Source organism: Amycolatopsis eburnea (assembly GCF_003937945.1).
Taxonomy (GTDB): domain Bacteria; phylum Actinomycetota; class Actinomycetes; order Mycobacteriales; family Pseudonocardiaceae; genus Amycolatopsis; species Amycolatopsis eburnea.
In genome coordinates, this window is sequence record NZ_RSEC01000059.1 from 446,437 (window position 1) to 473,253 (window position 26,817).

A 26,817-nucleotide genomic window follows, 5' to 3' on the forward strand; every position below is an offset into this window, starting at 1 on the left:
GGTGGGCGGTGCCCGGCTGCCGGGTGCCCGCGGACGTGGAGGGTGACCATGGGCTCGAGACGGTGGCTCGGACTGATCACGGTTTTCGCGCTGGCACTGGGCGGCAGCGTCGTCACCGCCGCTCCGGCGCACGCCGCGAGCCCCGGCGTCGGGACCCTGGCGAACGCGCTCGCCGCCCCGGCGAACAGCTTCGCCGCGTGGTCGAAGGGACTGGGCACGCTCGGGCAGCTCGCCAAGCCGCTGCCCGCCGTCCAGACCAGCCCGGGTGCCGCGCTGGGGTTCGACACCCTGGCGCAGGAGGCTTTCCACACCGGCACCAAGAAGCTCGCCGACGCCGTCGACGACGCCGACCTCGACATCGACCAGCCGATCACGCTCTCCGGTGACCGCGCCGGGACCCTGAAGACGACGCTGAGCACCGTCGGCGAGGACAAGAAGCTCGACCTCACCCTGACGATCTCCCGGGTGCTGAACGACCAGGCGCTGAGCGTCCCGATCCCGATCGGCGACGGCACCAACGCCCCGCAGTCGGCGTTCTCCTCCACCGGCGGCGTGCGGCTCACCGTCGCCACCACGCTGAAGCTGACCGTGGTCTGGGACAAGGCGCACGACAAGGCGTACTTCGTCAACGACGGCACGACGCCGTCGCTGACGGTCGACGCCGAGGCGAACATCGCCGACGCCAAGGCCGTCAAAGCCGCCGTCGGCATCCTCGGGGTCAAGCTCGTCGAGGCCGACTCCTCGCTCAGCCTCAAGGCGCACTTCGCCGCCACCGTCAACGATCCCGACAACGACGGCAGGCTGGCCTTCACCAACTTCGACGGCACCGCGGGAGAACTCGCCCAGAACGGTTCCCTGGCCGGCCTGGTCAGCTTCGGCTTCGCGAGCCCGGCCGGGTCGCTGACCGGCTCGCTGCACCTCGCCGCGGCCCCCGCCGGCTCGTTCTCCCTCGACCTGCCCGCGGTGGACGCGAAGATCGGCCTCAGCTGGCCCGACATCGCCACCGGCACGCCGCAGATCACGCCGGAGGGCATCGGCACGGTCGGCCCGTTCCTCAACATGACGCCGCGCGACCTGGCCACCGGCCTGGCCCAGCTGGCCACCACGCTGACGTCGATCCAGCGCGCCAAGTGGGGCGGCGCGACCACCCCGATCGGCAACCTCGACCTGCCGTTCCTCAAAGGAAGCCTGGCCGACGCGATCCAGCTCAACGAGTCGATCAAGAAGTTCCTGACGGACAACACCAAGACCGCGGCGGACCCCGCGCAGGCCGGCGAGCCGAAGTTCGTTTCCCTGCAGGAGATGCTCGACAAGCTCAACACCGCGGCGAACCTGCCGGGTGACTCGAAGATCGGCATCTCCGACGTCCACTTCCCGCCCGGCACGACCAAGCTGGACTTCAAGATCACCTTGTCCCGCCAGGCACCCGCGACGGCGATCGACCTCAACGCGGCCGCGGCGGCGTCGTCCGGTCCCGCGGGCAGCCCCGCGAAGACGACGTACACGCAGACCACCCTCAAGGACGAGAACCAGACGTGGAAGCCGGGGGAGTTCGCCGGGCGGCACGTCGTCGCCGGCGCGGCCGGGGCGACCGTCGAGAACAACGACGAGCACACCCTCTTCCTCCAGGCGCCCGGCTGGACGCCGGTGATCCCGGTGGCCAACGCGCCGTACACGATTTCCGGGATGCAGGGCGACGTCGGCGTCGTCCAGCTCGGCAACGACCTCAAGACCGGCGGCCGCGGCGTCGGCGAGGCCAACGCGGTCAACGCCACGGCGAAGGTGCGGCCGTCCTACGACGCCGCCGTCACCCTCGTGCTCGACCTGCAGAACCCGACCGTGCACAACCCGCCGATCGAGCAGAAGAACCCCGACGGCAGCACGACGCTGGTCGGCGCGACCCCGACCGGGCCGGACCGGGTGCTGCTCCGCACGTCCGGCAGCCCAGCGCTGTTCACCGCGGACTTCCCGATGGACGCGGGCATCGACCTGTTCGCCAACGCCGGCTTCCTGCAGGTCGAGCTGAAGGGCGCGGCGCACGTCTGCCACCCGGCCGCGGGCGCCGACTGCGCCGGGACCCCCGGCACCGACGACCACATGCTCCAGGTCAACCTCAAGGACCAGGGCGACCTGACCTTCGGCGGGGTCGTCGACAAGCTGCTGCACGACCCCGGCTCGCTGCTGGACTTCCAGGTGCACGTCCGCGGCGCGGGCGGGGTCGACGCGAGCGCGCCGGGCACCGGTGACTTCCTCAAGGGCGCCACCGCGCACGCCGGGTTCACCTGGAACGACCTCACCAAGCTGTCCGGGACCGAGGGCCCGCAGTTCAGCACGAGCGACCTTTCCGAGCTGGCCAACTTCGACTTCGACCCGGCCAACCCGAAGGCGCTGTTCTCGATCATCCTCAAGACGCTGCAGACGCTCAACGCGTCGATCAGCGACGCGTCCCCGGCCGGTGCCGCGGTGTTCGGCACCAAGATCCCGCTGATCGGCCGCTCGCTGCGCGACCTGCTTCGGGCCGACGAAGCCGGCTCCGGCCCGAAGGTGACCTACGGGCCGAACTTCGTGAAGGACATCGCACGCAGCGCCGAGAAGGGCAACGCGTTCCCGCCGACGCTCGTCGGGCGCACCGTCGTCGCCGGGACCCAGGTGGGCATCGTCGGCAGCGTCTCGGCCGACACCCTCACCCTGGCCGGGCCGTGGGCCAGCCAGCCTTCGCCCTCGACGTCGTACGTGATCCGGTCCGAACTGGACGACGTGATCTCGATGCTGGAGGCCGCGCCGTCGGACAACCTGCAGCGGCTCGTCCAGACGGTCAACGACCGGTTCAAGGGCAGCGTGCCGGTGCAGTTCGAGTACGCCGACCTCGCCGGGACGCCGTCGCTGATCATCCGGCTGGACTGGAAGCGCGCGTACCACACCAGCACGCCGGTGCAGTTCGACTTCAGCCTGCCCGCGGGCAACCAGCGCGTCGCCGGCGTGCAGGGCGACGGCTCGGTGTCGCTCGGCGTGGGCGGCGAGGTCAAGATGGGCCTGGTCGTGCCGCTGGCGCCCGGGCCCGGCCCGGCCGACGCGAACGCGCTGCGCATCCTGGACGACTCGTCGATCGGCGTGAAGCTCGACGCCGCCGTCGAGAACGCCACCATCGCGACGACGCTCGGCCCGCTGACCGTCTCGCTCGGCAACCCGAAGTCGGCGGACAAGGCCACCGCGAAGGCGTCCTACTCGCTCGACCTCGCGAAGAGCGGCGGCACCGGCGCGCCGGTGACGTTCTCCGAGTTCGTGGGCGCGGTCGGCCCGGCGGTGAACGCCGCGAGCACGGCCGTGAACTGCGGCCTCGACGGCAGCACACCACTGGCTCTGTGCGCGAAATTGCCGCTGTACATCAGCGAAGACGGCGGCGCGACCTACACGAAGGTGATCACCGACGAGACCAAGGCGAACGACTTCGCGTTGCGCCTGCCCAAGTCGACGACGCCGGACGACTACTTCACCCTCGCCGGCGCGGCCATCGACGGCCACCCGCGGCTGGAGACCCCGGACCCGACGCTGCTGGGCCAGGAACTGGGCAAGCGGCTGATCGACTTCGGCAGGCTCGACGGCCTCGACAGCTACCTCAACCTGGCGGAGCAGGCCCTCAACACGGCCAGCTTCGGCGGCAAGCTGCCGCTGCTCGGCGACGACCTCCAGCAGGGCGCGGACTTCATCGGCAAGCTGCGCACGGCGATCCACACCGCGCTGGACCAGCTGCCCGCGGACGGCCACTTCACCGACATGGCCGCGGTCCGCGGCTGGGTGAACGACCAGCTCGGCGCGAAGCTCGCCAGTGCCGGGCTCAACCCGGACACCGTCACCGTGGACACCGTGTGCAAGACGCGGCTGGGCACCGTCGGCGTCCCGACGGTCAAGCTGCACGACGGCGCCACGGCGGCGGACAAGACCTACCGGTACGTCGTCGCCTCCTACGCGACGATCAACGGGGAGAAGAAGCAGGCCAAGGCGAGCGACCCCGGCTCGATCACGAACGGGCCGGCCGCACTGTCCACAACGGACTCCCTGGACATCTCGTGGGAGCCGGTCGACAGTGCTTCGGGGTACATGGTCTTCCGCGAGGAAGGCGGCGTCTTCAAGCTCATCGCCGACGTCACCGACACCAAGACCACCGACACCGGTGCCGCCGCGATCGGCGGGGCGCCGGAGAACCCGGCCGAAAACCCGCAGCCGCACGACTGCGCGTATAACGACCTGGACGCCGTGACCATCAGCCTCAACGTCAGCCAGGGCGACTTCAGCGGCGACCTGCTCAACTGCGCCGGGCTCCCGGCCGGTCACGAGTGCCTCAAGAAGTCCGTGCCGCTGGACCTGGGCATCCCCGGGTTCTCGCTCAAGGCCGACGGCGGCGCGGGTCCCGAAGTCCAGCTGGGCTGGCGGCTGCACCTGGCCATGGGCATCAGCCGCAGCGAAGGGTTCTTCGTCAGCACCAAGGATTCCGCGCAGCCGGAGTTCGCGGTCGGGCTGAACGTCACCCTGCCGCAGAAGATCAACGCGCAGCTGGCGTTCATCAACATCACCGCGGAGAACTGCACCAAGGACTTCAGCGCCGACGACTGCAACGCCGCGGCCGCGCCGCCGGCCAACGCCGTCCTGCCGCTGTTCGGTGGCGCGTTCAAGATCGACCTGATCGCGCCGGACGACCCGACCAACGGCCGGCTGCACCTGAGCGACCTGCAGAACGCCGGACTGGACCGGCTCGCCGACGTCAAGCTGCACGCGAGCGCGGACATCAACTGGCTGCTCAAGGCGCGGCCGGGCGACGACGCCGGGTTCCCGGGCATCCAGGCGAACTTCCGGCTGCACTGGGCGTGGAACAACGCCAAGCCGGGCACCAACAGCGCCGACGGCGGCAACAGCCCGCTGACGCTGGCCTTCGACAAGGTCGGCATCGACAGCGGGGAGATCTTCGGGAAGATCCTCGGCCCGATCGTGAACAAGGTCAAGCAGGTGACCGGCCCGCTCGACCCGGTGATCAAGACGCTCTACGCGCCGATCCCGGTGCTGTCGGACCTGTCCCACCTGGCCGGCGGCGGCGACGTCACGCTCGTCTCGCTCGGCAAGGCGTTCACCACGATCGCCGGCGGACCGGACCTGAAGTTCGTCGACACGATCGCCGGGATCGTCAACTTCATCAACAACTTCCCGACGTGCACCACCAAGTGCCTGATCCCGCTCGGCTCGTTCGAGCTGGGCGGCCAGAAGGCACTCGACACCACCGCGACACCCGACAACACGGAAAGCCTGATCAGCGACAAGAAGGATGCCGGTGGTGGCACCGCGTTCGCGCCGCTGCTGGGCGCGATCAACGGCAAGAACGCCAACCCGAAGTCGGTCGACCCGATGACCACCCAGGCATCGGCGGCCGGGTTCAGCTTCCCGGTGTTCGAGAAGCCGGCGTCGCTGTTCAACGTGCTGCTCGGCGGGGACGTCGACCTGGTCAAGTTCGACTCCGGGCCGCTGCGCCTCGGCTTCGACTGGCGCCAGCAGTTCGGGCCGGTGTACGCGCCGCCGCCGGTGGTGATCACCCTGCACGGCTCGGCGACGGTGTCGCTGCGGATCGTCGCCGGGTTCGACACCTACGGCATCCGCAAGGCGTTCGAGGCCGCCCGCGCGGGCAACCTCGACCTGGGCACCGTGGGCAACGCCTTCCTGCAAAGCTTGTTCTTCTACACCACGGAAAACGGCAAGCCGATCCCGGTCGTGTCGTTCACGGGCGAGATCGCGGCCGGCGCCGCGGTCACGGCGGTGATCATCACGGTCGGCATCGAAGGCGGGCTCGGGCTCACCGTGTCCTTCCTGTGGAACGACCCCAACCACGACGGGAAGTTCCGGATCACGGAGTTCCTGCAAACCGCGTTGAACAACCCGATCTGTCTGTTCACCGTGTCGGGGCGGCTCTACGTCTTCCTCAAGCTGTACGTGACGGTCGGGTTCGGCCCGTTCTCGGTGTCGTTCAGCTTCACGATCGTCGACGTCACGCTGCTCGACTTCACCGCGACCCCGAACTGCACGCCACCACCGCCGAAGCTCGGCGGGCTGAGCGGGGACGGCAAGACGTTGGTCGTGTACGCGGCCGCGCTCGGCCACACCACGCAGCGCGGCGGCGGCGCGGGTGACCCCTACGAGTCGGACAAGCAGGAGAAGGAGACCGTCAAGATCACCTCGCTGCACGACTACGCCAACGCGGCGAACCCGGCGTTCACCGGCGTGGCCGTGGACATGCTCGGCATCCGGCGCGAGTTCCGGAACGCGAACATCGAACGGGTCGTCGTGGACGGCCGCGGCTACACCAAGCCGATGAGCGTGACGTTCATCGGGGACGCCAAGGCCGACACCGCGAAGGACGGCCCACCGCCGCCCACCGCGCAGTTCGACCGCGACGCCATCGTCTTCGGCGGCACCAAGAACGACCAGATCAAGACCGGCATCGGCAACTCGTGGGTCGACGGCGGTGACGGGGACGACGTCGTCGTCACCGGTGACCGGACCGTGCTCGCCGCGAACAAGACGAGCTACGTCCGCGACGACGCGAAGGCCCGCGTCGCGGGTGGTCCCGGCGTCGACAGCATCACGGTCGGCAACGGCGTGGACGTCGTCGCGGGCGACTCGAGCCTCGGCGCGCCACCCCCGCTGACGTCCGTCGGGCTCAAGGAGCTGCCGAACGACGGCCGCGACGGCGGCGACCCGATCGCCGACGGCAGCGGCGGGCCGACCGTCTCCGTGCCGAACTGGGCGTCGCTGCCCGACCCGGCCGGCGGGACCGGAACCGGCGACGCCGGCGACACGATCAAGCTGGGCCTCGCGAAGTCGACGGCGTACGGCAACGGCGGCGACGACACCCTGAGCGTCGCGGCCGACGACCCGCTCAAGGACGTGCCCACCTACCCGCGGGCGCTGTTCGTGTCCCAGGGCGCGACGCTCGTCGGCGGCGACGGCAGCGACCGGTTCGCCGGCGGCACCGGGGCCGACCAGATCTACCCGGCGGGCCAGGTCGATCCCGGCATCGACGGCTACGGCTCCGACGACGCCAACACCACCGGCGGCCCGGTGGGCGGGCCGATCAACACGATCGACACCGGCAGCGGCAGCGACACGGTCTACGGCGGCAAGGGCCAGGACCGCGTCACCGGCCACTCCGCCAAGGACCAGCACGACGACTTCCGCGGTGGCGGCGGCAACGACATCCTGTTCGGCGGGTACGGGCCCGACACGCTCTACGGCGGGCCGGACGACGACTACGTCATCGCCGAACCGTCCACCTTGGACTTCCCGAACCCGGGGAAGACCGACGGCTTCGGGCCGTTCTACGTCGTCACGCACACCCCGCTGCCGACGGGGATCACCCCGTCGCACAAGACGCTGGTCGGCGGCCTCGGCTTCGACCACGTCATCGGCGGCGACGGCGGTGCGGACGTCTACGGCGACAAGCAGACGACGCCGTGCAAGGCCGGGACGCCGCTCTCCTCGACCCCGGTCGACGAGTCGGTGGACGACCCGCTCGACGGCAACGACCGGATCATCGGCGGTGCCGGCGTGGAGAACATCCGGGCCGGTGGCGGGGACGACAACGTCGATGCCGAGGCGAACGACGACCTGGTGTGCGGCGAGAAGGGCAAGGACGCGCTGCACGGCGGCCGCGACGCCGACCAGGTCTGGGGTGGCTCGGACGACGACGCCGTCTACGGCGACTCCGGCGCGGACACGCTGTACGGCAACGACGGCGTCGACACGATGTTCGGCGGCGACGACCCCGACACGATCGAAGGCAACAACGGGAAGGACTGGGTCTCCGGTGGCCTGGCCGGCGACACGATCGTCGGCGGCACCCGGGCGGCCGGGCAGCCCGACGACGGTGACCAGCTGTTCGGCGACAGCGGCCCGGACACGATCATCGGCGACAACGGTGATCCGCTGGTGCCCGGCGGCCCGGTGTTCGACCTGGCCAGTGCCGACCCGGCGCTGGGCGGCGACGACACCATCTCCGGCGGGTTCGACAATGACGCGCTGTTCGGCGGGCTGGAGAACGACACGGTCTTCGGCGGGAAGGACCCCGACCGCATCGAAGGCAACCCGGGTGCCGACAAGCTGAACGGCGAGGCGGACGCCGACGACATCATCGGCGGCAGCCACCAGACACCGGGCGACCCGGCGGTCAAGAACGCGACCGGCTACCCGGACGCGGGCGACACGATCTCCGGCGGCGGCGGCGACGACGTGATCGCGGGGGACAACGCCACGATCACCGGCACCGGCGGTGGCGACACCGGCGACCCGGTCACGCGCGGCCGCGGGCTGTCGGCCGGACGGCACGTGGTGCTGTTCGACCTCGGCTACACCCCGGCCGCGGGCACCTCCGGCGGAGACTCGATCTTCGGCGGCGAAGCCACGGACGTCATCTACGCCCAGGGCGGCACGGACACCGTGCACGGCGACGCCGGGGACGACTACGCCGAAGGTGACCAGGACGCGGACAAGCTGTTCGGCGACTCCGGGCAGGACGACCTCGTCGGCGGTAGCTCGTACGTCGAGTCGGGCACCGGACAGGGCACCGCGGGCCAGCTCGACACCGGGGACACCATCTCCGGTGGCGACGACGCCGACCTGATCACGGGTGACAACGCCCTGCTCACCCGGGACGCGGGCATCGCGAAGAGCCCGATCACGCAGGGGCGCTTCGACACCGACGTGCCCGCGGCGGCGCCGATGGTCCAGCGCAGCATCCAGCTGTACGACCTGGGCGACGGGCCGGTGCCGAACACCTCAGGTGGCGACGACATCACCGGCGACAACGGGTGCGACGCGATCCTCGGCCAGTCCGGCAACGACCGGATCAAGGGCAACGCCGACGGCGACTACGCCGAGGGCGGGCCCGGCCGGGACTGGCTCGAGGGCAACGGCGGCGACGACGACCTCGTCGGCGGCAGCTCGGTGATCTTCGGGACCGACACGGCGTTGACCACCCAGGGCCAGCCGGACACCGGTGACGCCGTGTTCGGTGGCGCGGGCGACGACGTGGTGCTCGGCGACAACGCGATCACCGACCGGATCGCGCCGCCGTCGCCGTACCTGCTCCGCGTCGGCAGCAACGGGACGTTCGAAACACAACGTTCGCTGCGGCTGCTCGACCTCTCGTGGAGCAACGGGTTCCTCGGCGCGCCGACGCGTCCGGTGGCGGGCGGCGACCAGCTGTCCGGCGGTGGCGGCGTCGACGTGATCTTCGGCCAGGACGGCGACGACCAGATCTCCGGCGGCGCGAACGACGACTACGCCGAGGGCAACGGCGGGCACGACACGGTATTCGGCGACCGCACGCTCGCCGAAGCCGGGATCGCGATCGCGCCGGCCACCCCGGCGTGGCCGGGAACGGCGTCGGCCGACCTCGGCGACGTCTCCGCGCCGAACGGGCAGGACGACCTGCTCGGCGGCAGCTCGCTGGCGGTGTTCCGGGACACGGCCGACGACGTCCACGGCGACGGCGCCGCCGACTTCATCCTCGGCGACGGCGGCACCGCGGTGCGGGACATCGTGGACCAGACCGGGAAGCCGGTGGCGCTCGGCGACGACCTGTCGAAGGTCTCGCTGCCGCTGACCAACCGGATCTACGCCAAGCGCTACCCGGCGACCCCGCCGGCCGGGGCGGCGTTCGTCCGCCACGGCGCGAACGGAGCCCCGACCCGCTTCTGCACCACCACGCAGGCCACCTGCGAGGCGCCCGGCGCCTGGGGCGGGGACAACCTGTGGGGCGACGCGGGCGAGGACACGCTGTACGGCCAGGACGGCAACGACCTGATGTACGGCGACACCGGCACGGCGACGGCTCCGGGTGACGGCGCCGACGACATGTACGGCGAACTCGGCGACGACCGGATGTGGGGCACCGGCGGCGACGACGCCATGGTCGGCGACCGCGGCGGCATCGTCGACGTGTACCAGAACGGGTCGAACAAGTTCGTGATCGACAACAGCCAGGTACCCCAGATCCACTACGAGGGCTTCCTGGCCGGCTCGGTCACGCGGCAGGTCGACCTGCAGCACGACGTCAACGGCGACACGTTCGCCGCACCCGGCACCGCCCCGGCGATGCCGCACCGCGGCGACCTCGAAGGCGGCACCGACCGCATCCGCGGCGGCGACGACCACGACTCGATCCACGGCGGCTACGGCGACGACCTGGCCAACGGCGATTCGGGCGGGGACAACGTCTTCGGCGACGACGGCGCGGACGTGCTGTGGGGCGGCAAGGGCGGCACCGACGCGGCCAACCCGAACGACCGCGGCGTCAACGACTCGCTCGTCGACTACGTGCTCGGCGGCAAGGGCGCGACGACCGGCCCGTCGGTCGACCCGGTGACGGGAGCCCTCGGTTCGGACATCATCGACTGGCGCCCGCGCGGAACCTACGGCACACCGGGATCGTCGACGTGCTCGGCGAACCCGTGGCCGCAGACGTTCGGCAACGGCAAGAACGCGGTGACGGTGGATCCGTGTTCGTGGTTCGAGATGACGAACCTGGACAACGCCGACGTCGCGGACAACCAGCACCACCAGGGCATCGACTGGATCTACGGCGGCTGGGACCGGGACGTGCTGCAGGCCGACGTGGCCGACAACGGCCCCAACCAGGGCGACCGCCTGTTGGACTGGGGCGGCGCGTACAACCTGTACACGCACTGCAATGCGGCGTACGGCGGGTACAACGACGTCCGCCAGTTCAGCCCGACGCAGCAGGACTTCCTGCAGCGGTGGGCGCACTCCCTGGGCGCGGGCCAGGGCCCGGCGGACGTGACGACGGCGGGCACGTCGGCGTACGACGAGCTGGCGCTGGTGTACCAGGCGGACCTGCAGGACCACGGGTCCGGGCCGGCGTTCCCGACCACCCCGGGTCACTTCGACAACCCGAACGCCTGCGCACCCTGAGAGGAGAGCGAACACGAGCGGGCGCCCGGAATCCGGGCGCCCGCTCGTGTTCTACTGCGCCCGCGACGGCGCCCTGCGGCTGCACTCGCGTCTTGAATGAGTCATTCAGGTCTTCGGAGGTCCTGAATGACTCATTCAAGACATCACCCCACCACGGCACGGACGAAGTCGAAACCGCCCTCGGCGTGGCGGGCGGCGTTCAGTACGGGTTGCCGGGCACGTTGAGCCGCACCTGGTAGAGGCCGAACGCGCCGGAAACCCCGGAGGTGAGGTACAGGGTCCGGCCGTCCGGGCCGCCGAACGCCGCGTTGGTGGTGTTGCGGCCGGCGGAAATCGTGCCGAGCTGGACGCCTGACGGCGAGAAGACGTGGACGAGCCCTTCGTCGAAGGAGGCCCAGTAGACGTTGCCCGCGCAGTCGATGGTCGCGCCGTCGGGCGTTCGCATGTTCGCGAACGTCGTGCGGTTCCCGGTGCTGCCGTCGGGGAAGACGGTGTACTTCACGATCGCGTCGGCTCCGGTTGCTCCCACGTAGAGCGTCTTGCCGTCGGGGGACAGGACGACGCCGTTCGGCTGCGGCAGCGTGTCGTCGACGAGGCCGACCACGCCGTCGCGGACGCGGAACACGCTCGTGCGGCCGCCTTGCTCGTCGGCGCGGTTGCCGCGCTGGTAGTTCGGGTCGCTGAAGTAGGTGGTGCCGTCCCGGCCGGTGGTCAGGTCGTTCGGGGAGTTGAACGCGTGGCCGAGGTGGTTCGCCGCGACGGTCGTCCGGCTGCGGTCGGCCAGGCTGTAGGAAGACACCGTGCGGTTGTCGTGGGTGGCGGCGAGCACCCGCGTGCCGTCGGCGGTGATCGCCAGGCCGTTGCTGCCGGAGTCGGCGATGAACGTCTCGAAGCCGGCCGGCGGCGTGTACCGCAGTATCGCCGACGGCTGCACGCCCTGGGGGCCGGTGGGGTTCTGCATGTTCGACAGCAGCAGCGTGCCGGTGCGCTGGTCCCACGTGGGCCCTTCGAGGAAGTTGAACCCGCCTCGGATGAGCTGGGCCGTCACCGACTGGCTCGGCAACGGCGGACCGTAGGTGCCGTCCGGCGCGCACGGTGAGGCGGTGGTGCCGGACGCCGCGGGCGTCACCACACCCGCGGCGACGATCGCCGTCGTCACCGTCCACATGCGACGGAGTGTTTTTCGATGAGCCATGGCGGCTCTCCTTCCGCAAGGGGGTTTCACCGTCCGAGCTCGACCTTGAGGATGCTTTCGTCGCTGTTGTCCGGGATGCTGTCCTTGTCGCCGTAGTTGCTGGTGGTCAGCCACAAGCCGCCGTCGGCGGACGGTTCCACGGTGCGCAGCCGCCCGTACGTGCCGGTGAGGTACGGCTGGACGTCGGTCAGGCTGTCGCCGGAGATTTCGGCCCGGTACAGCCGTGTCCCGCGCTCGCAGGCGACGTAGAGGCCGGTGCGGACCACGGCGATGCCGCTGCACGAGCCCTCGGCGACGGGGTAGGTGTGCTTGGGCGCGATGAAGCCGGGCTCGGCGCAGCTGCCCGTGGTGCCCTCGCAGCGGGGCCAGCCGTAGTTGCCGCCGCGGACGATCAGGTTGGTCTCGTCCATGACGTTGTTGCCGAATTCCTGTTCCCACAACCGGCCCTGGGCGTCGAAGGCCAGGCCCTGCGGGTTGCGGTGGCCGTAGCTCCACACCGGGGTGCCGAAGGGGTTGTCCGACGGAACGGTGCCGTCGGGGTTGATGCGCAGGACTTTCCCGGCGAGGACGGTGAGATCCTGGGCCCAGTCGCCGTTCTGGCCGTCGCCGGTGGAGATGTAGAGCTTGCCGTCGGGGCCGAAGCGCAGCCGGCCGCCGTTGTGGTACTTGTTGCGCGGGATGCCGGTGAGCAGCACCTCCGGGGTGCCGGTGAGCACACCGCCGCGGTAGCGCACGCGCACCACCCGGTTGTCGGTCGCGCTGGTGTGCATGACGTACAGCCACGGGTCGGCCGCGAAGCCGGAAGCCACGGCGAGACCCAGGACCCCGCCCTCGCCGTCGGTTCCGACGACGTCGGGAATCCGCCCGGCCACGGTTTGCGTGCCGGTGGCGGGATCGAGGCGGACGATTTCGAACGCGTCGCGGCGGCTGTAGAGCACCTGTCCGTCGGGGAGGGTCGTCAGGCCCCAGGGCAGGTCGGTTTCGGTGGCGACCCTGGTGACCGAGCAGATGGCCGTGGCGCAGGAGGTACCGGTGGTGACCGCGACCGCGGTGCTCGGGGCCGACCGGTTGGCCTGGGCGTCGCGGGCCCGCACCTGGTACTGGTAGCGGGTGTTCGCGGCCAAGCCGCTGTCGGTGAAGGAAGTCGTGGCGCCGCCGGTCGAGCCGGCCTGGATGCCGTCGCGGAGCACCTCGTAGCCCGTGACGCCGACGTTGTCGGTGGCCGGCGACCAGCGCACGGTGACCGTGGTGCCCGACGCGGTGGCCGTCACGCCGGCCGGGGTGCTGGGCGGCTCGGTGTCGGCCTGGCACTGCGGCACGGTGACGGGGACCGTGGGGCTGGCCTGGGAGACGTTGCCCGCGGCGTCGCGGGCGTTGACGTACAGGCCCCAGGTGGCCCCGGGCACGACGGTCAGCTCGGCCGACAGCGCCGTGCCCGGTACCGAGGTCATGAGCTGGCCGTCGTGGTAGACGTCGTAGAAGGCCACCCCGACGTCGTCGGACGACGCCGCCCACGAGAACGTCACGCCGGTGCACGACAGGTCCGAGGTGCGGGGATCGGCCGGCGCGGTCGGGGGTGTGGTGTCGCCGTCCGCGGCCGACGCGACGGGGGACGGGAGCACGGCACCCAGGCCCAGCAGCACCACGGTGGTCGCCGCCCGGAGGCCCGTGCGGGTCCTTCTCGGAGTAGCTCGCATGGTGTTCCTCTCTCAGGGGGATGCGAAGCCACTGGGAGCGCTCCCGAGGACCGTAGCGCAAAGGGTTTGCCGCCGACAAGACCGGTGAGCGGGTTTCCAACCGCGTCCAGCACTGGGGACGGGTGGATGAGGTGGGACGCCGCGGCGAGTGGCGCCGGGCAGCCCCGCGGAGGTCTTGAATGAGTCATTCAGGACCTCCGAAGACCTGAATGACTCATTCGAGACGCCGGCGAAGCCACCGCCGGGCAAACCGCCACGACTTTGCCGGGACCCTGAGGTAGGACGCCGTGAGCGCGGGGTCGCGGGCGCATCAGCGGCATGATCGCGAGCCGGTCGTCGGGGACCGTGGGCCGGTGAGCAGAACGGGCCCGCCGGGATTTCCCCGGCGGGCCCGCTTCCGGAATTCCCGGCAGGCGGGGTTGCCTTCAGCTGCGGAGCAACCCCGTCAGCTCGGTGATGTCCGCCAGCTCCGCGAGCCCGTACGTCAGCTCCGTGATCCGCGAACCGACCTCGTCCGGCAGCACCCGCGACGCGTTCAGCCGGAACTTCGTCGCCAGCTCGTCCGCCGAGAGCGGGTTCCGGGGCCCACCGCGGTTGGCGTCGACGCGTTCCTCCAGCTCACTGCCGTCGCGCAGGCGGGCGCGCAGGACCGCCGGGAACTGGTGGGGGAAGATCTCGTCGCACCGGGCGTCCGGGACGCAACGAACCTTCGCCGCCAGTGCCAGGCGGTCCGGGTCCGCGGCCGCCACGTCCGTGAAGTCGTCGTGGAACACGCCGAGCCCGCCGCCGCCCAGCAACGCCGTCGCGACCGTGTACGGACCCGAGAACGCCGCGTGGTAGCCCGATTGCGGCCGGATCTTGGCTTCGCGCGGTTCGGCGATCGTGCGCAGCACCGCCGTCGGCGCGCCCAGTTCCAGCTCCACGATGTCCGCCGGGTCGACACCGCGCAAACGCAGCCGCCGGGCCGCGTCGATGCCCGCGTGGGTGAAGTGGTTGCAGGGGTACGGCTTGAAGAAGATGCCGGGCAGCTCCCAGCGCTCACCGAGGCCGTCGAGGATCGCGGCCACATCGGACTGGTCGCCGCAGAACGCCTGCAGCAGCCCGAATCGGCCCTCCAGCACCGTGGGCGGTCCCGTGATGCCGTGGCGCGCCATGCCCGCCGCCGTCACCGCCGCGTGCGCCGCCCAGCCGCAGTGGACGCGCTTCACCGTGCCGCCCGTGCGGTTGGCCTCCAGCAGGCCCGAACCCATGCTGGCCGCGATGCCCAGCGCGTCGGCGATCCCTGCTTCGTCCACATCGGACAGCATGGCCGCGGCCGCCGCCGCGCCGAGGGCGCCGCAGATCGCCGTCGCGTGCAGGCCGCGCTCGAAGAACACGGAGTTGCCGAGTTCCTCGTCGTAGCCCGCCATGCCGAGCCGGACCGTGATCTCCACGCCGACGCCGATCGCGTCCAGCAGCTGGGCGCCCGTGGTGCCCCGGGACTCCGCCACCGCGAGGGCCGCCGGGACCACGGACGCCGACGGGTGCAGCACCGAGGGCAGGTGCGTGTCGTCGAAGTCGAGCGAGTGCGCGAGGGTGCCGTTGAGCAGGGCCGCGCTCGGCTCCGGCAGCCGGTCGCCGGTGCCGATCGCCGTGGCCCGGCCGGTGCCGCCCCACTCCTTCACCAGCGCGCCGACGGCCGCGGCGGGCCGCTCGGCGGTCGCGGCCAGGCTGTTGCCGAGCACGTCCAGGACGCGCCGGGCGGCGTCGTCCCGCAGCTCCGGCGGCAGTCCCTTGGCGCGCACCGACGTGGCGAACGCGGCCAGCTGCTGCACGATCGTCGCGGTCATGCGCTCACCGCCGCGAGCGGACGCACCGGGGAGCCGGTCCCGCCGACGATCCGCAGCGGTGCCAGCACGAACACGAACTCGTGCACGCCCTCCTCGGCCACCGCCTCCAGGTTCAGGTGCTCCATGATGAAGATGCCCGACTGCACCAGCAGGATCCGATGCACCGGCAGCACCGCGTGCCCGGCGCCGGCCGGGATCTGCTCGTAGGCCGTCGTGTCCGCGCCGGTCGCGACGACACCCCGCGCCGCCAGCCATTCCGCCGCCGACGTCGTCGCGCCGGGAACGCCGGTTTCCTTGCCCATGTAGGAAACAGGGTCGTCGAAGTTCCGCGCCCAGCCGGTGCGGATCAGCGCGACGTCACCGGCGCCGGGCTCGGTGCCCGCCCGCTTCGCCGCCGCGTCGAGGTCCTCGGCCGTGACGCCGTAACCCGGCTCCAGCGTGGGAACGCCGTGGACGGCGGCGACGTCCAGGAGGACCGCCCGCCGCAGCAGGCCGGGCAGGTTCTCCGCGCCGTGCGTGCGGAACACGCCGCCCTGCTGGGCCTCGGCGGCGTCGACGTCGCCGTGCAGCTTGCCGTCGTGGCTGACGTGCGAGAGCGCGTCGATGTGGGTGCCGACGTGCCCGCCGGTCACGATGATCTCGTTGGCGGCCGAGCCGCCGTCCGGGCGGCGCATGTCGCCGTGGCGGCGGATCAGGGTCATCCGGAACCCGGGGTGGTTCGGCGAGCAGGGCATGCCGGTGAAGAACGGCTGCCCGAGCTCGATCAGCCGGACCCCGCCGGCGACCGCCGACAGCAGCGGATCCTGGGGACGCGTCATGAGTGCTGGCCTTCCTTTGCTTCCGAGCCCGCGATCGCGAGCACCCAGCGGGCGCGCGCCACGATCGCGGCGTCGACGAACTGTCCGCGGTGGTCGATCCAGGCCGCCGACCCGGTCGTTTCGAGGTGGTCGAGCAGCTCGCTCGCCCAGGCGGTTTCCCCGGGATCGGGCGCGCACACCTCGTGCACCACGGGGATCTGCGCGGGGTGGATCACCGACCGGCCGAAGAACCCGGCCGCCCGCCCGGCTTCGGTGCTCGCGCGCAGGCCGTCGAGGTCGCGCACGGCGGTCCAGACGCTCTGCACCGGGCTCGGCAGCCCGGCCGCCCGCGCGGCGACGACCACGCGAGACCGCGGCCAGGTCAGCGCGTCCCCGCCGGCGACGCGCAGGTCCGCGGCGAGATCGGCTTCACCGAGCGAGATCCCCGCGACGAGCGGGTGCGCGGTGGCGATGTCCCGGGCGTTTTCCACGCCCAGCGCGGATTCCAGCACCGGGTACACCGGGTCGCCGAGCGCGTCGGCGACCCGGCGCACCTCACCCGGGTCCTCGCACTTCGGCACGCGAACGCCCGCGGCGCCGCGCAGTGCCTTGATGTCGGCTTCCCCGGCGGGAGTGCCCGGTGCGTTGATCCGGACGTACGCGGTCGCGCCACCGTCCAAAGCGGACAGTGCGTTCCGCCGCGCTTCGTCCTTCGCGGCCGCGGCGACGGCGTCCTCGAGGTCGATGATGACCGCGTCCGCCGGGCCGTTCAGCGCCTTCGTGATCCGGTCCGGCCGGTCGCCGGGCACGTAGAGCCAGCTGCGCGGGATCACTTGATCACGCCTTTTTCGCGCAACGCGGCCAGTTCCGGCTCGCCGAGGCCGAGACCGCCGAGGACCTCGGCGGTGTGCGCGCCGAGCGGAGCCCCGGCGGACGTGATCCCGCCGGGCGTCTCGGACAGCCGGAACAGCACGTTCTGCATCTTCACCGGCCCCAGTTCCTCGTCGTCGACCGTGGCGATCGTGCCCAGCGCCGCGAACTGCGGGTCGGTCATGACGTCGGCCGCGGTGTAGATCGGCGCGACGGCGGCCTGGGCCTCCTCGAACGCCTTGACGACCTCGTCGCGGTCGTGGTCGGCGATCCACGACCCGACGGCGTCGTCGAGCAGGTCGGCGTGCTGGGCGCGCTCGGCGCCGCTGGCGAACCACGGCTCGTCGATCAGCTCCGGGCGCCCGACCAGCCGCATCACGCGCTCTGCGATCGACTGCGCGCTGGTGGAGATGGCGACCCAGCTGCCGTCGCGGGTGCGGTAGGTGTTGCGCGGGGCGTTGTTCGTGGACCGGTTGCCGGTGCGTGGCTGCAGCGTGCCGAGCTGGTCGTAGGCGATGATCTGCGGCCCGAGCAGGGTCAGGATCGGCTCGATGATGGCGAGGTCGACGACCTGGCCGCGGCCGGTCCGTTCCCGGGCCCGCAGCGCGGTCATCACGGCGTAGGCGGTGGTCAGCGCGGCGATCCCGTCGGCGAGGCCGAACGGCGGCAGCGTCGGCGGCCCGTCGGGTTCGCCGGTGATGGCGGCGAACCCGCTCATCGCCTCGGCGAGCGTGCCGAACCCGGGGCGCTTGGCGTACGGGCCGACCTGCCCGAACCCCGTCACGCGGGTGAGCACCAGGCCGGGGTTGATCTTGCTGAGTTCGTCGTAGCCGAGGCCCCAGCGTTCGAGGGTGCCGGGGCGGAAGTTCTCCACGACGACGTCGGCGTCGGCCACCAGCTTCTTGAAGATCTCCTGGCCCTCGGGGGAGCCGAGGTAGAGGGTGATCGCCTTCTTGCCGCGGCCGAGCATCTTCCACCAGAGGCCGACGCCGTCGCGGTGCGCGCCGTGGCTGCGGACGGGGTCGCCGTTCGGGTGCTCGATCTTGATCACCTCGGCGCCGAAGTCGCCCAGCAGGGTCGCGGCGAGAGGGCCGGCGAACAGGGTGGCGGTGTCGAGCACCCGGATCCCGGACAAAGCGCCCGTCATGGGGCTTACCTGCCTTTCTCGTCCAGCGAGCCGGGGCGGACCACCGTTTCGCCGAGAGGAACACTTGTGAACGTCGAGTTTCGTAGCGACGTCGTTCGGTGTTGTCCAAGTTCGCACTGATCACGCTCATCCGTCAAGTTGTGCGCAGATGTTGACCTGACGTTGGGGCGGGTGTCACGATGACCGGCAACAAACCTGCCGTTTCGCTAAGCGGAACGACAGCCCTGCCGAAGGGGAAGAGGTGACATGTCCGCACGAATGCTCGTCGCGGGGCTCGGGGCGGTGGCCCTGCTCGTGACCGGGTGCGGGGGATCGGCTCCGATGGGAGCCGGGGGAGCCGCCGCGGGGCGGGACGAGGGCCCGGTCAAGATCGGCGCCCTGCACCCGGTCAGCGGCTCGAACGCGGTCGACGGCCTGCAGATGCGCCGTGGCGCGCAGCTGGCGGTCGACGCGATCAACGCGGCCGGCGGCATCAAGTCGCTCGGCGGCCGCAAGGTCGAGCTGGTCACTGGGGACACGCAAGGCAAGGCCGACATCGGGCAGAGCGAGGCCCAGCGGCTGATCTCGGCCGGCGCGGTCAGCCTGGTCGGTACTTACCAGAGCGCGGTGAGCACCAACGTCGCCGTCGTGGCCGAACGCAACCGGGTCCCGTTCGTCATGGACGTGACCGCGTCCGACGCCATCTTCTCGCACGGCTACCAGTACTCGTTCCGGGTGCAGCCGGGCAGCAAGGCGATCGCGACGGCCGCCGCGCAGTACCTGAAGGCCGTGTCGGAGCAGGCGGGCAAGCCGGTCCGCGAGGTGGCGTTCCTGCACGAGCAGAGCGACTTCGGCAGCGGCGCGGCCGACGCCTTCACCGCCGCGGCGAAGCAGCTCGGCATCGAGGTCGGCCCCAACATCAGTTACGACGCCGCGACCGTCAGCGACCTCACCGCGCAGGTCACGCAGGTCAAGGCCGCGGGCGCGGACGTGCTCGCGGTGGCCGGCTATTACCGCGACAGCCTGCTGGCGGCCAAGGCGATCGCGTCGGTGAAGCCGGACCTCAGCGCGGTCTGGGGCGTCTCGAACGGCGCGTACGACCAGCCGAAGTTCGTCGCCGACGCGGCCGCGCTCGGCAACCTCTACTTCAGCACCAACTACCACTACGACGCGACGAACCCCGAAACCGTCGCGCTGCGCGAGAAGTACCAGAAGCTCTACGGCGACCCGATGCGCACCGGCGCCGTGCTGTCCTACGACGCGGTCCAGGTGATCGCGCACGCCGTGGAGCAGGCCGCGAGCACCGACCCGCGGAAGGTGCGGGACGCGATCGCCGCGTCCCAGGTCGCACCCCTGACCGTGGGCCGCGGGCCGATCCGGTTCGCGCCCAACGGCGACAACAGCAACGCCTTCCCCGTCCTGATGCAGGTCTTGGACGGGCGCGTCCAGCAGGTTTATCCCCCCGAAAAAGCCGAATCCCGGCCCGACTACAGGGTGGCGTGGCGTCCATGACCGAACTCGACACCGGGGCGCCCGTCGTCCCCGAAACCGCACCACCCGAACGGAAAGCCGAGGCGGACAAGGGTTTCCTCGGCCGCGCCGGCATCGTGGCCGCCGTCCTGGTCGTGGCGGTCGTGGTCGCGCTGCTGCAGTCCGGCAGCGGGCTGGTGGTCTGGCAGTCGGTGGTCACCGGCATCCTGACCGGCGGCCTCTACGGCCTGATCGCGATGGGCCTGACGCTGATCTTCGGCGTGCTCGACATCGTCAACTTCGCCCACGGCGCGTTCCTCACGGTCGCGATGTTCCTGTCCTTCGGGATGATCCAGGCGACCGGGCTCCACCCGTACCTGACGCTCGTGGTCGCGGTGCCCGTGCTGTTCCTGCTCGGTGCGGCCGTCCATCGTGGACTGCTGTCCGGCGCGGGCGGCAGGTCGCTGGAGAACCAGCTGCTGATCACGCTCGGCCTGTCGCTGCTGCTGGAAAACGGCCTGCTGATGTTCTTCGGCGCCGAGCCGAAGACCATCGACCTGCCCGGCGACTTCCAGTTCCCGCTGCTCGGCGCGGTCGTCGCGGGTTCGCGGCTGTACGCGTTCCTCGGCGCGATCGTGCTCGGCGGCCTGCTGTACTGGCTGCTGCGGCGCACCCGGCTGGGCACGGCGATCCGCGCGGTCGCCGCGAACGCACCCGGCGCGGCGCTGGTCGGCATCAACGTCCGCCGGATGCACACGCTCACCTTCGCCATCGGCACGGCGTGCGCGGGGGCGGCGGCGGTGCTCGCCGGGCCGCTCGTCACGGTGACCCCGACGCTGGGGGAGCAGTTCAACATCACGGCGTTCGTGGTCGTGGTGCTCGGCGGGATGGGCAACGTCGTCGGCGCGCTCGTCGGCGGCCTGCTGATCGGCCTGGTCGAACAGCTCACGACCATCTACCTCGGCGGCCAGAGTTCCCTGCTCGGTGTCTTCGTGGTGTTCCTGCTCGTGCTGTTCCTCCGTCCGCAGGGCCTGTTCGGGAGGCGCGCATGAGCATCACGATCGAAGCGCCCACCGGGTCTACCGTCAAGGCGCCGCCGCTTCGGCCGCAGAACAAGCAGCTCGCGATCCTCGCGGTTCTCGTGCTGGTCGCGATCCCGCTGCCGCTGATCCTCCCCGCCGCGCAGGGCGCGGTCGCCGTCCGGATCCTGATCTTCCTGCTGATGGCCGTCGGCTGGAACATCATGAGCGGCTTCGGCGGGATGTTCAGCTTCGGCCACGCCGCCTACTTCGGCCTCGGTGCCTACACGAGCGCGTACCTGCTGGTGAAGCACAACGTGTCGCCGTGGATCGGGATGCTGGCCGGGATGGCGGTGGCCGCCGCGGTCGCCGTGGTCATCGGCTACTTCTCCTTCCGCTACAAGCTCCAAGGCGCCTACTTCGCGCTGGCGACGTTCGCTTTCGCGGAGATGCTGCGGCTGATCGTCACCAGCAGCGCGTTCGCGAACAAGGCCGTCGGCTTCAGCGTGCCGCTGATCCAGGACTCGTCGCTGTGGCTGATCCAGTTCCCGGCCGACTCGCCCGCGTACTTCTGGGTGGCGCTCGTGCTGGCCGGGGCGGCGGTCGCGGTCAGCATCGTCTTCCTGCACTCCCGCGCCGGGCGTTACGTGACGGCGATCCGCGACGACGAGCTGGCGGCCGCGTCCCTGGGTGCCCCGGTGCTGCGGCACAAGCTGCTCACGGTCGCGCTGTCCGCGGCGATCACCGCCGTGGCGGGCGCGTTCTACACGCAGTACTACCTGTTCGTGAACCCCGACCTCGGGTTCGGCTCGGCCATCTCGATCCAGGCCATCGTGCCCGTCGTCATCGGCGGCATCGGCACGGTGTGGGGCCCGGTGGTCGGCGCGATCATCATCGGCTCGCTCACCGACGTCACCGCCACGCTGCTGCGCACGCCACCGGAGTTCCTGGGCTTCCTGCAGGGCCGCAGCGGCCTGGACGTGGTGCTGTACGCGGTGCTGGTGATCCTGATCGTCCGGTTGCTGCCCAAGGGGATCGTCGGAACTCTCGCTGCGAGGTGGCGTCGATGAGCATCGTGGAGGTGAGCGGCGTCGGCAAGGCGTTCCGCGGCGTGCACGCACTGTCCGATGTGGACTTGACCGTGGCCGAGGGCGAGATCCTCGGCGTCATCGGGCCGAACGGCGCGGGCAAGACGACGCTGTTCAACGTGATCTCGGGCGCGCTGACCCCGGACACCGGCCGCGTGCGGCTGGCGGGCGACGACGTCACCGGCCGCGCCCCCGACCGGATCGCGCGCGCTGGGATGGTCCGCACGTTCCAGCTGATGCGGCCGTTCGCGAGCATGACGGTCGCGCAGAACGTCAGCCTCGCCGCCCAGCACCACCGCTTGAGCGCGAAGGAGCTGCGGGAGCATTCGCTCGACGTCGTGGAGCGCGTCGGCCTGGGGCCGTGGGCGCACCGCAGCGCCACCGACCTGCCGACCGCCGGGCTCAAGCGCCTCGAGCTGGCCAGGGCACTCGCCACCCGGCCGAAGGTGCTGCTGCTCGACGAGGTGCTGGCCGGGCTCGTCCCGGCCGAGCGCGAACCGGTGCTCGACCTGCTCGCCACCCTGCGCGAGCGGGAGGGCGTCACGCTGGTGTTCATCGAGCACATCATGGCCGCCGTGATGCGGCTGGCCGACCGCGTCCTCGTGCTCGACCAGGGCCGCGTGCTGGCCGTCGGCTCACCCGAAGCCGTCACCAGCGACCCGCGCGTCATCGACGCCTACCTCGGGGAGGAGCCGACCCATGCTGACGCTTGAGAAGGTGTGCGCCGGGTACGGGCGGATGCGGATCCTGCACGACGTCGACCTGCACCTCGACGCGGGCGAGATCGTCGCGCTCGTCGGCGCCAACGGCGCGGGCAAGACCACGACCCTGCGCAGCATCTGCGGCCAGCTCAAGCCGCTCTCGGGCCGCGTCACGCTCGACGGCGCACCGACGGCCGGGCGCCGTCCCGATCAGCTCGTCCGCGACGGCCTGGTGCATGTGCCCGAGGACCGGGCGCTGTTCGGCACGCTCACCGTCGAGGAGAACCTGCGGATGGGCGCGTGGACCCGCACGCCCGCGCAGGCCGCGACGTCGCTGAAGGAGGTCTACGACCTGTTCCCGGTGCTCGCCGAGCACCGGACGCAGGTCGCCCAGACGTTCAGCGGCGGCCAGCAGCAGATGCTCGCGATCGGCCGCGCGCTGATGGCCGGGCCGCGGCTGCTGATGCTCGACGAGCCGTCGACCGGGCTTTCGCCGAAACTGACCTGGACGGTGCTGGAGGCGGTCCAGCGCATCCGGGACAGCGGGGTGGCGGTGCTGCTGGTCGAGCAGAACGCGAAGCAGGCGCTGGCCATCGCCGACCGGGCGTACGTCCTGGAAAGCGGGTCGACGGTGCTGCAGGGCACCGGCGCCGAACTGGCCGGCGACCAGCGCGTCAGGAAGGCGTACCTGGGACTGTGAAGACCGAACAAGCCGCTTCCGCCACCGCGGCGCTGGGAGCGTGGGTGGCCGAACTGGACGTCGCGAGCGTGCCGGCCGCGGTGCTCGATCGGCTCGCCCTCGTCCTGCTCGATATCGTCGGCGTCACCGCATTGGGTGCTTCGCTGCCGGAGCAGCGGGCCTTGGTGGACGCCTGGCGCGCGCCGGCGGGACCGGCTCCGCTGATCGGCGGCGGACGGCTGGTGAGCACCGACGCGGCCGCGTGGCTCAACGCCGTCGCGCTGGTGTCGCTCGAGCTGGACGAGGGCCACAAGTACGCCAAGGGGCACCCGGCCGCGCACGGCTTCCCCGCGGTGCTGGCGCTGGCGGCCGAGCTGGACAGCACCGGCGCGGACACCGCGGCGGCGCTGCTGGCCGCCTACGAGGTCGCCGCGCGGTTCGGCCGCGCGACCACCCTGCGCGCGGGCGCGCACCCGCACGGCAGCTGGGGCGTCCCCGGCGCGGCGGCGGGCTGCGCGCGGCTGCTCGGGCTCCCGCCCGGCGCGGTGTCGGCCGCCATCGACACCGCGGCCGGGATGGGCATCGCCGGGCACTTCGACTCGGCGACGCAGGGCAACCCGGTGCGCAACGCCTGGCTGGGCGCGTCGGCGACGTCCGGGCTCGCCGCCGCGCGGATGGCGGCGGCCGGGCTGGCCCGCACCACCGGCACGGCCGCGCTCTCGCTCGGCACGCTGCTCGGTTCGCTGGACGCCGGGGAGCTGGCCGCGGAGCTGGGTACCCGCTGGGACATCACGCGCGGCTACTTCAAGCGCCACGCGTCCTGCTCCTTCACCCACCCGGCCGCCGACGCCGTGCTCGAACTGCGCTCGCGACCGGGGTTCCGGGTCGGCGGCATCACCCACGTCCTGGTCGAAACCCACGTTCTCGGCGCCGGACTGTCCGATGTGGACTGGTCGAACCGGCTTTCGGCGATGTTCTCGACGCCGTTCGTCGTCGCCACCGCCGCCCTGACCGGCGAGGTCGGGCCGGAAAGCCCGCTCTGCGACGCGGACGTGCGGGCGCTGGCGAGCCGGGTGCGGCTCGTCGAGGCCCCCGACCTCACCGCCCGGCTGCCCGGCGAACGGGCCGCCCGCGTGACCGTCGCGTTCGACGACGGCACGTCGCTCACCCACGAAGTCCCCAACCCGGTCGGCGACGCCGACCACCACCCGCTGACCGGACCCGAGCTGGCCGGCCTGCTCGAGACGTGGCTCCCCGCGCCCGTCGTCGACCGCGCCGCCGCACTGGGCCGGGACCTGCCCGGGCTGCCCCGCGTCGGCGCGGCGCTGCGCGAGCTGGCCGGAACCGGAGAGAAGGAGCCGAACTGATGCGTGCCCTCGCGGTGACGCCCATCCACCTGCCGCCCGACGAGATCCGGCGGCGGCAGCAGCGCTACGACCGGCTCGCGCCACCGGGCCTGGAGATCGAGCTGCGCGACGTCGGCCCGGCCGCACCGGCCACTTTGGACACCGGCGAGTCCGTGCGCGCCTCCGAACGCGAGGTCGCCGCCGTGCTCGCGGCGGCCGGCGACGGCTGGGACCTGGCCTTCCCGGACTGCGTGCTGGACCCGGCGGTGCCCGACGCCGTCGCGCAGCCGCCGGTGCCGGTGCACGGCCTGCTCAAGCTGTCGGCGTCCCATCTCGCCGCGAAGGGCGTCCGGTTCGGCGCAGTCGTGCGCAACGAAGCCATCGCCGAGGAGTTCGCCAAGCGCATCGCGGCCTACCGGCTGACCGGGTACTTCGCCGGCGTGCGCGTGCTGGACCTGCCGTTCTCCGCGATCGCCGAGACCGAAACGTGGAACGCGGCGCTCGGCACGGCGGTGCGCGAACTCGCCGCACTGGGCGCGACGGCGGTGATCAACGGCTGCTCGGCCGTCGACGTCGAGCCCGCCGACCTGCCCGCGCGCATCGTCGACCCGACCGAACTGGCGCTGCGGCTGCTGACCGTGGAGGACCTGTGACCGACGGACCCGATCTCGTCGTCGCCGGCGCGGGCGGCGGCCTCGCGGGCGCACTGCGGGCCGCCGAACTGGGACTTTCCGTCCTGGTGGTCGAGGCGAGCGAGCACTTCCGGCGCGGCAACAACACCTCGATGTCCACGGCGATGTTCCCCGGTGCGGGCTCCCGCTGGCAGACGTCGGCAGGCGTCGACGACTCGCCCGAGCGGTTCGTCGCCGACATCATGGCCAAGACGCACGGGCAGGCCGACGCCCGGCTGGCCCGCACCCTGGCCGAGGTGAGCGCCCCGCTGGTCGAATGGCTCGCCGATTCCGCCGGGCTGCCGCTGTCGCTGGTGACGGACTTCAACTACCCCGGCCACTCCGTGCCCCGCTGCCACTCGATCCCGGGACGGCACGGCTCCGGCGTCATCGACCACTTGGCGCGGCGCGTGACCGAGCACGAGAACATCGAGCTGCTCGCGCCCGCCCGGCTCGTCGACGTCCTGTCCGATGTGGACGGTGTGCGCGCGGTCGTGGTCCGGTACCCGGACGGGACCAAGGAGGAGATCCCGACCCGGGCGGTTCTGTTGGCCACCAACGGCTTCGGTGCCGACGCCGACCTCGTCGCGCAGCACGTTCCCGAGATCTCGGGAGCGCTGTACCAGGGGAGCGACCAGTCGCTCGGCGACGCGCTGCGCATCGGGGAGAAGCTGGGTGCCGCCACCGGGTTCCTCGACGCGTACCAGGGCCACGGCGCGGTTTCCGCCGCCGCGGGCACCCTGGTCGGCTGGGCGACGATCATCCACGGCGGGTTCCTCGTCGGCCTCGACGGCCGCCGCTTCGGCAACGAAACCCGCGGCTACTCCGAGTACGCCGCCGAACTGGCCGCGCGGCCCGGGTCGACCGGCTGGATCGTCCTCGACGAGACGATCTTCGAGCAGTGCCAGCCGTTCCAGGACTTCCGGGACGTCGTTTCGGCGGGCGCTCTCGTCTGGGCCGACGACGCTCGTGGGCTCGCGAAGGCGACCGGCCTGCCACCGGACGCCCTGGAGCCGGAAATCGCCACGGCGGCCGCGATCGCGCGCGGCGAGCGTCCGGACGAGCACGGCCGCACCCACTGGGAACGCCCCCTTTCGGGCCAGCTCGCCGCCGTCCGGGTGGTGCCCGCGCTGTTCCACACCCAGGGCGGCCTGCTGGTCGACGAGCACGCCGCCGTCGTCGACCCCGACGACCGCCCGATCCCCGGGCTGTACGCCGCGGGTGGCGCCGCGGCGAGCATCTCCGGCCACGGCGCCGCCGGCTACCTGCCCGGCAACGGGCTCCTGCCCGCCTTCGGGCTGGCCTACCTGGCCGCCGGCGCCGTCGCCCGGCGCCTGACTTCGCACACCGCAAGCTGA

The 26,817-nt window shown here is 71.7% G+C and carries 15 protein-coding genes; 9 read left to right on the top strand and 6 right to left on the bottom strand.

Annotation, left to right across the window (positions count from 1 at the left end; genetic code table 11):
• Positions 1–48 precede the first annotated feature (48 nt).
• Positions 49–10,971 carry a calcium-binding protein gene (locus EIY87_RS34270; protein WP_125314044.1) on the top strand — a complete coding sequence of 3,641 codons (10,923 nt, stop codon included), beginning with the start codon at positions 49–51 and terminating at the stop codon, positions 10,969–10,971.
• A 199-nt stretch (positions 10,972–11,170) separates the two neighbouring features.
• Here EIY87_RS34270 and EIY87_RS34275 read toward each other — a convergent pair whose 3' ends face one another.
• From EIY87_RS34275 to EIY87_RS34300, 6 genes are all read right to left on the bottom strand, one after another.
• Positions 11,171–12,139, bottom strand: coding sequence for an SMP-30/gluconolactonase/LRE family protein (locus EIY87_RS34275; protein ID WP_225440209.1), 969 nt, complete (start codon positions 12,137–12,139; stop codon positions 11,171–11,173).
• Between the two features lie 53 nt (positions 12,140–12,192).
• Entirely contained in the window at positions 12,193–13,863 is a 1,671-nt protein-coding gene (locus tag EIY87_RS34280) for a PQQ-dependent sugar dehydrogenase (protein ID WP_125314046.1), read from the bottom strand.
• A gap of 425 nt (positions 13,864–14,288) precedes the next feature.
• Positions 14,289–15,692: an MmgE/PrpD family protein gene (locus EIY87_RS34285; RefSeq protein ID WP_191984372.1), complete on the bottom strand. Its 1,404-nt coding sequence runs from the start codon at positions 15,690–15,692 to the stop codon at positions 14,289–14,291.
• The gene (locus EIY87_RS34290) at positions 15,689–16,510 is read right to left on the bottom strand and encodes a cyclase family protein (RefSeq protein WP_125314047.1); all 822 of its coding nucleotides are present in this window, start codon (positions 16,508–16,510) and stop codon (positions 15,689–15,691) included. Before EIY87_RS34290 ends, EIY87_RS34285 begins: the two co-directional genes overlap by 4 nt.
• Positions 16,507–17,322, bottom strand: a complete 816-nt coding sequence (locus EIY87_RS34295; RefSeq protein WP_125314048.1) for an HpcH/HpaI aldolase/citrate lyase family protein — start codon at positions 17,320–17,322, stop codon at positions 16,507–16,509. The genes EIY87_RS34290 and EIY87_RS34295 overlap by 4 nt, the downstream gene beginning before the upstream one ends.
• Complete coding sequence (locus EIY87_RS34300; RefSeq protein WP_125314049.1) at positions 17,319–18,506, bottom strand: CaiB/BaiF CoA transferase family protein; 1,188 nt, start codon at positions 18,504–18,506, stop codon at positions 17,319–17,321. The genes EIY87_RS34295 and EIY87_RS34300 overlap by 4 nt, the downstream gene beginning before the upstream one ends.
• Before the next feature lie 246 nt (positions 18,507–18,752).
• Here EIY87_RS34300 and EIY87_RS34305 point away from each other — a divergent pair, with 246 nt between their 5' ends.
• Genes EIY87_RS34305 through EIY87_RS34340 form a run of 8 tightly spaced genes read left to right on the top strand, consistent with a single transcriptional unit; the run spans position 18,753 to position 26,817 of the window.
• The gene (locus EIY87_RS34305) at positions 18,753–19,997 is read left to right on the top strand and encodes an ABC transporter substrate-binding protein (protein WP_125314050.1); all 1,245 of its coding nucleotides are present in this window, start codon (positions 18,753–18,755) and stop codon (positions 19,995–19,997) included.
• On the top strand, positions 19,994–21,007 hold the full coding sequence (locus EIY87_RS34310; RefSeq protein ID WP_225440210.1) for a branched-chain amino acid ABC transporter permease: 1,014 nt from the start codon (positions 19,994–19,996) through the stop codon (positions 21,005–21,007). The genes EIY87_RS34305 and EIY87_RS34310 overlap by 4 nt, the downstream gene beginning before the upstream one ends.
• Complete coding sequence (locus EIY87_RS34315; protein WP_125314052.1) at positions 21,004–22,044, top strand: branched-chain amino acid ABC transporter permease; 1,041 nt, start codon at positions 21,004–21,006, stop codon at positions 22,042–22,044. The genes EIY87_RS34310 and EIY87_RS34315 overlap by 4 nt, the downstream gene beginning before the upstream one ends.
• On the top strand, positions 22,041–22,775 hold the full coding sequence (locus EIY87_RS34320; protein WP_225440211.1) for an ABC transporter ATP-binding protein: 735 nt from the start codon (positions 22,041–22,043) through the stop codon (positions 22,773–22,775). The genes EIY87_RS34315 and EIY87_RS34320 overlap by 4 nt, the downstream gene beginning before the upstream one ends.
• Positions 22,762–23,463: an ABC transporter ATP-binding protein gene (locus tag EIY87_RS34325; RefSeq protein ID WP_125314054.1), complete on the top strand. Its 702-nt coding sequence runs from the start codon at positions 22,762–22,764 to the stop codon at positions 23,461–23,463. The genes EIY87_RS34320 and EIY87_RS34325 overlap by 14 nt, the downstream gene beginning before the upstream one ends.
• Complete coding sequence (locus EIY87_RS34330; protein WP_225440212.1) at positions 23,460–24,809, top strand: MmgE/PrpD family protein; 1,350 nt, start codon at positions 23,460–23,462, stop codon at positions 24,807–24,809. The genes EIY87_RS34325 and EIY87_RS34330 overlap by 4 nt, the downstream gene beginning before the upstream one ends.
• Complete coding sequence (locus tag EIY87_RS34335) at positions 24,809–25,441, top strand: aspartate/glutamate racemase family protein (protein WP_125314055.1); 633 nt, start codon at positions 24,809–24,811, stop codon at positions 25,439–25,441. Before EIY87_RS34330 ends, EIY87_RS34335 begins: the two co-directional genes overlap by 1 nt.
• Positions 25,438–26,817, top strand: coding sequence for an FAD-dependent oxidoreductase (locus EIY87_RS34340; protein WP_125314056.1), 1,380 nt, complete (start codon positions 25,438–25,440; stop codon positions 26,815–26,817). The genes EIY87_RS34335 and EIY87_RS34340 overlap by 4 nt, the downstream gene beginning before the upstream one ends.

Bases quoted from the DNA above. Each gene is read 5' to 3' on its own strand.
- EIY87_RS34320 (WP_225440211.1), top strand. From the start codon at position 22,041: ATGAGCATCGTGGAGGTGAGCGGCGTCGGCAAGGCGTTCCGCGGCGTG.
- EIY87_RS34325 (WP_125314054.1), top strand. From the start codon at position 22,762: ATGCTGACGCTTGAGAAGGTGTGCGCCGGGTACGGGCGGATGCGGATC.
- EIY87_RS34290 (WP_125314047.1), bottom strand. From the start codon at position 16,510: ATGACGCGTCCCCAGGATCCGCTGCTGTCGGCGGTCGCCGGCGGGGTC.
- EIY87_RS34315 (WP_125314052.1), top strand. From the start codon at position 21,004: ATGAGCATCACGATCGAAGCGCCCACCGGGTCTACCGTCAAGGCGCCG.
- EIY87_RS34310 (WP_225440210.1), top strand. From the start codon at position 19,994: ATGACCGAACTCGACACCGGGGCGCCCGTCGTCCCCGAAACCGCACCA.
- EIY87_RS34305 (WP_125314050.1), top strand. From the start codon at position 18,753: ATGTCCGCACGAATGCTCGTCGCGGGGCTCGGGGCGGTGGCCCTGCTC.
- EIY87_RS34275 (WP_225440209.1), bottom strand. From the start codon at position 12,139: ATGTGGACGGTGACGACGGCGATCGTCGCCGCGGGTGTGGTGACGCCC.
- EIY87_RS34280 (WP_125314046.1), bottom strand. From the start codon at position 13,863: ATGCGAGCTACTCCGAGAAGGACCCGCACGGGCCTCCGGGCGGCGACC.
- EIY87_RS34300 (WP_125314049.1), bottom strand. From the start codon at position 18,506: ATGACGGGCGCTTTGTCCGGGATCCGGGTGCTCGACACCGCCACCCTG.
- EIY87_RS34335 (WP_125314055.1), top strand. From the start codon at position 24,809: ATGCGTGCCCTCGCGGTGACGCCCATCCACCTGCCGCCCGACGAGATC.
- EIY87_RS34270 (WP_125314044.1), top strand. From the start codon at position 49: ATGGGCTCGAGACGGTGGCTCGGACTGATCACGGTTTTCGCGCTGGCA.
- EIY87_RS34285 (WP_191984372.1), bottom strand. From the start codon at position 15,692: ATGACCGCGACGATCGTGCAGCAGCTGGCCGCGTTCGCCACGTCGGTG.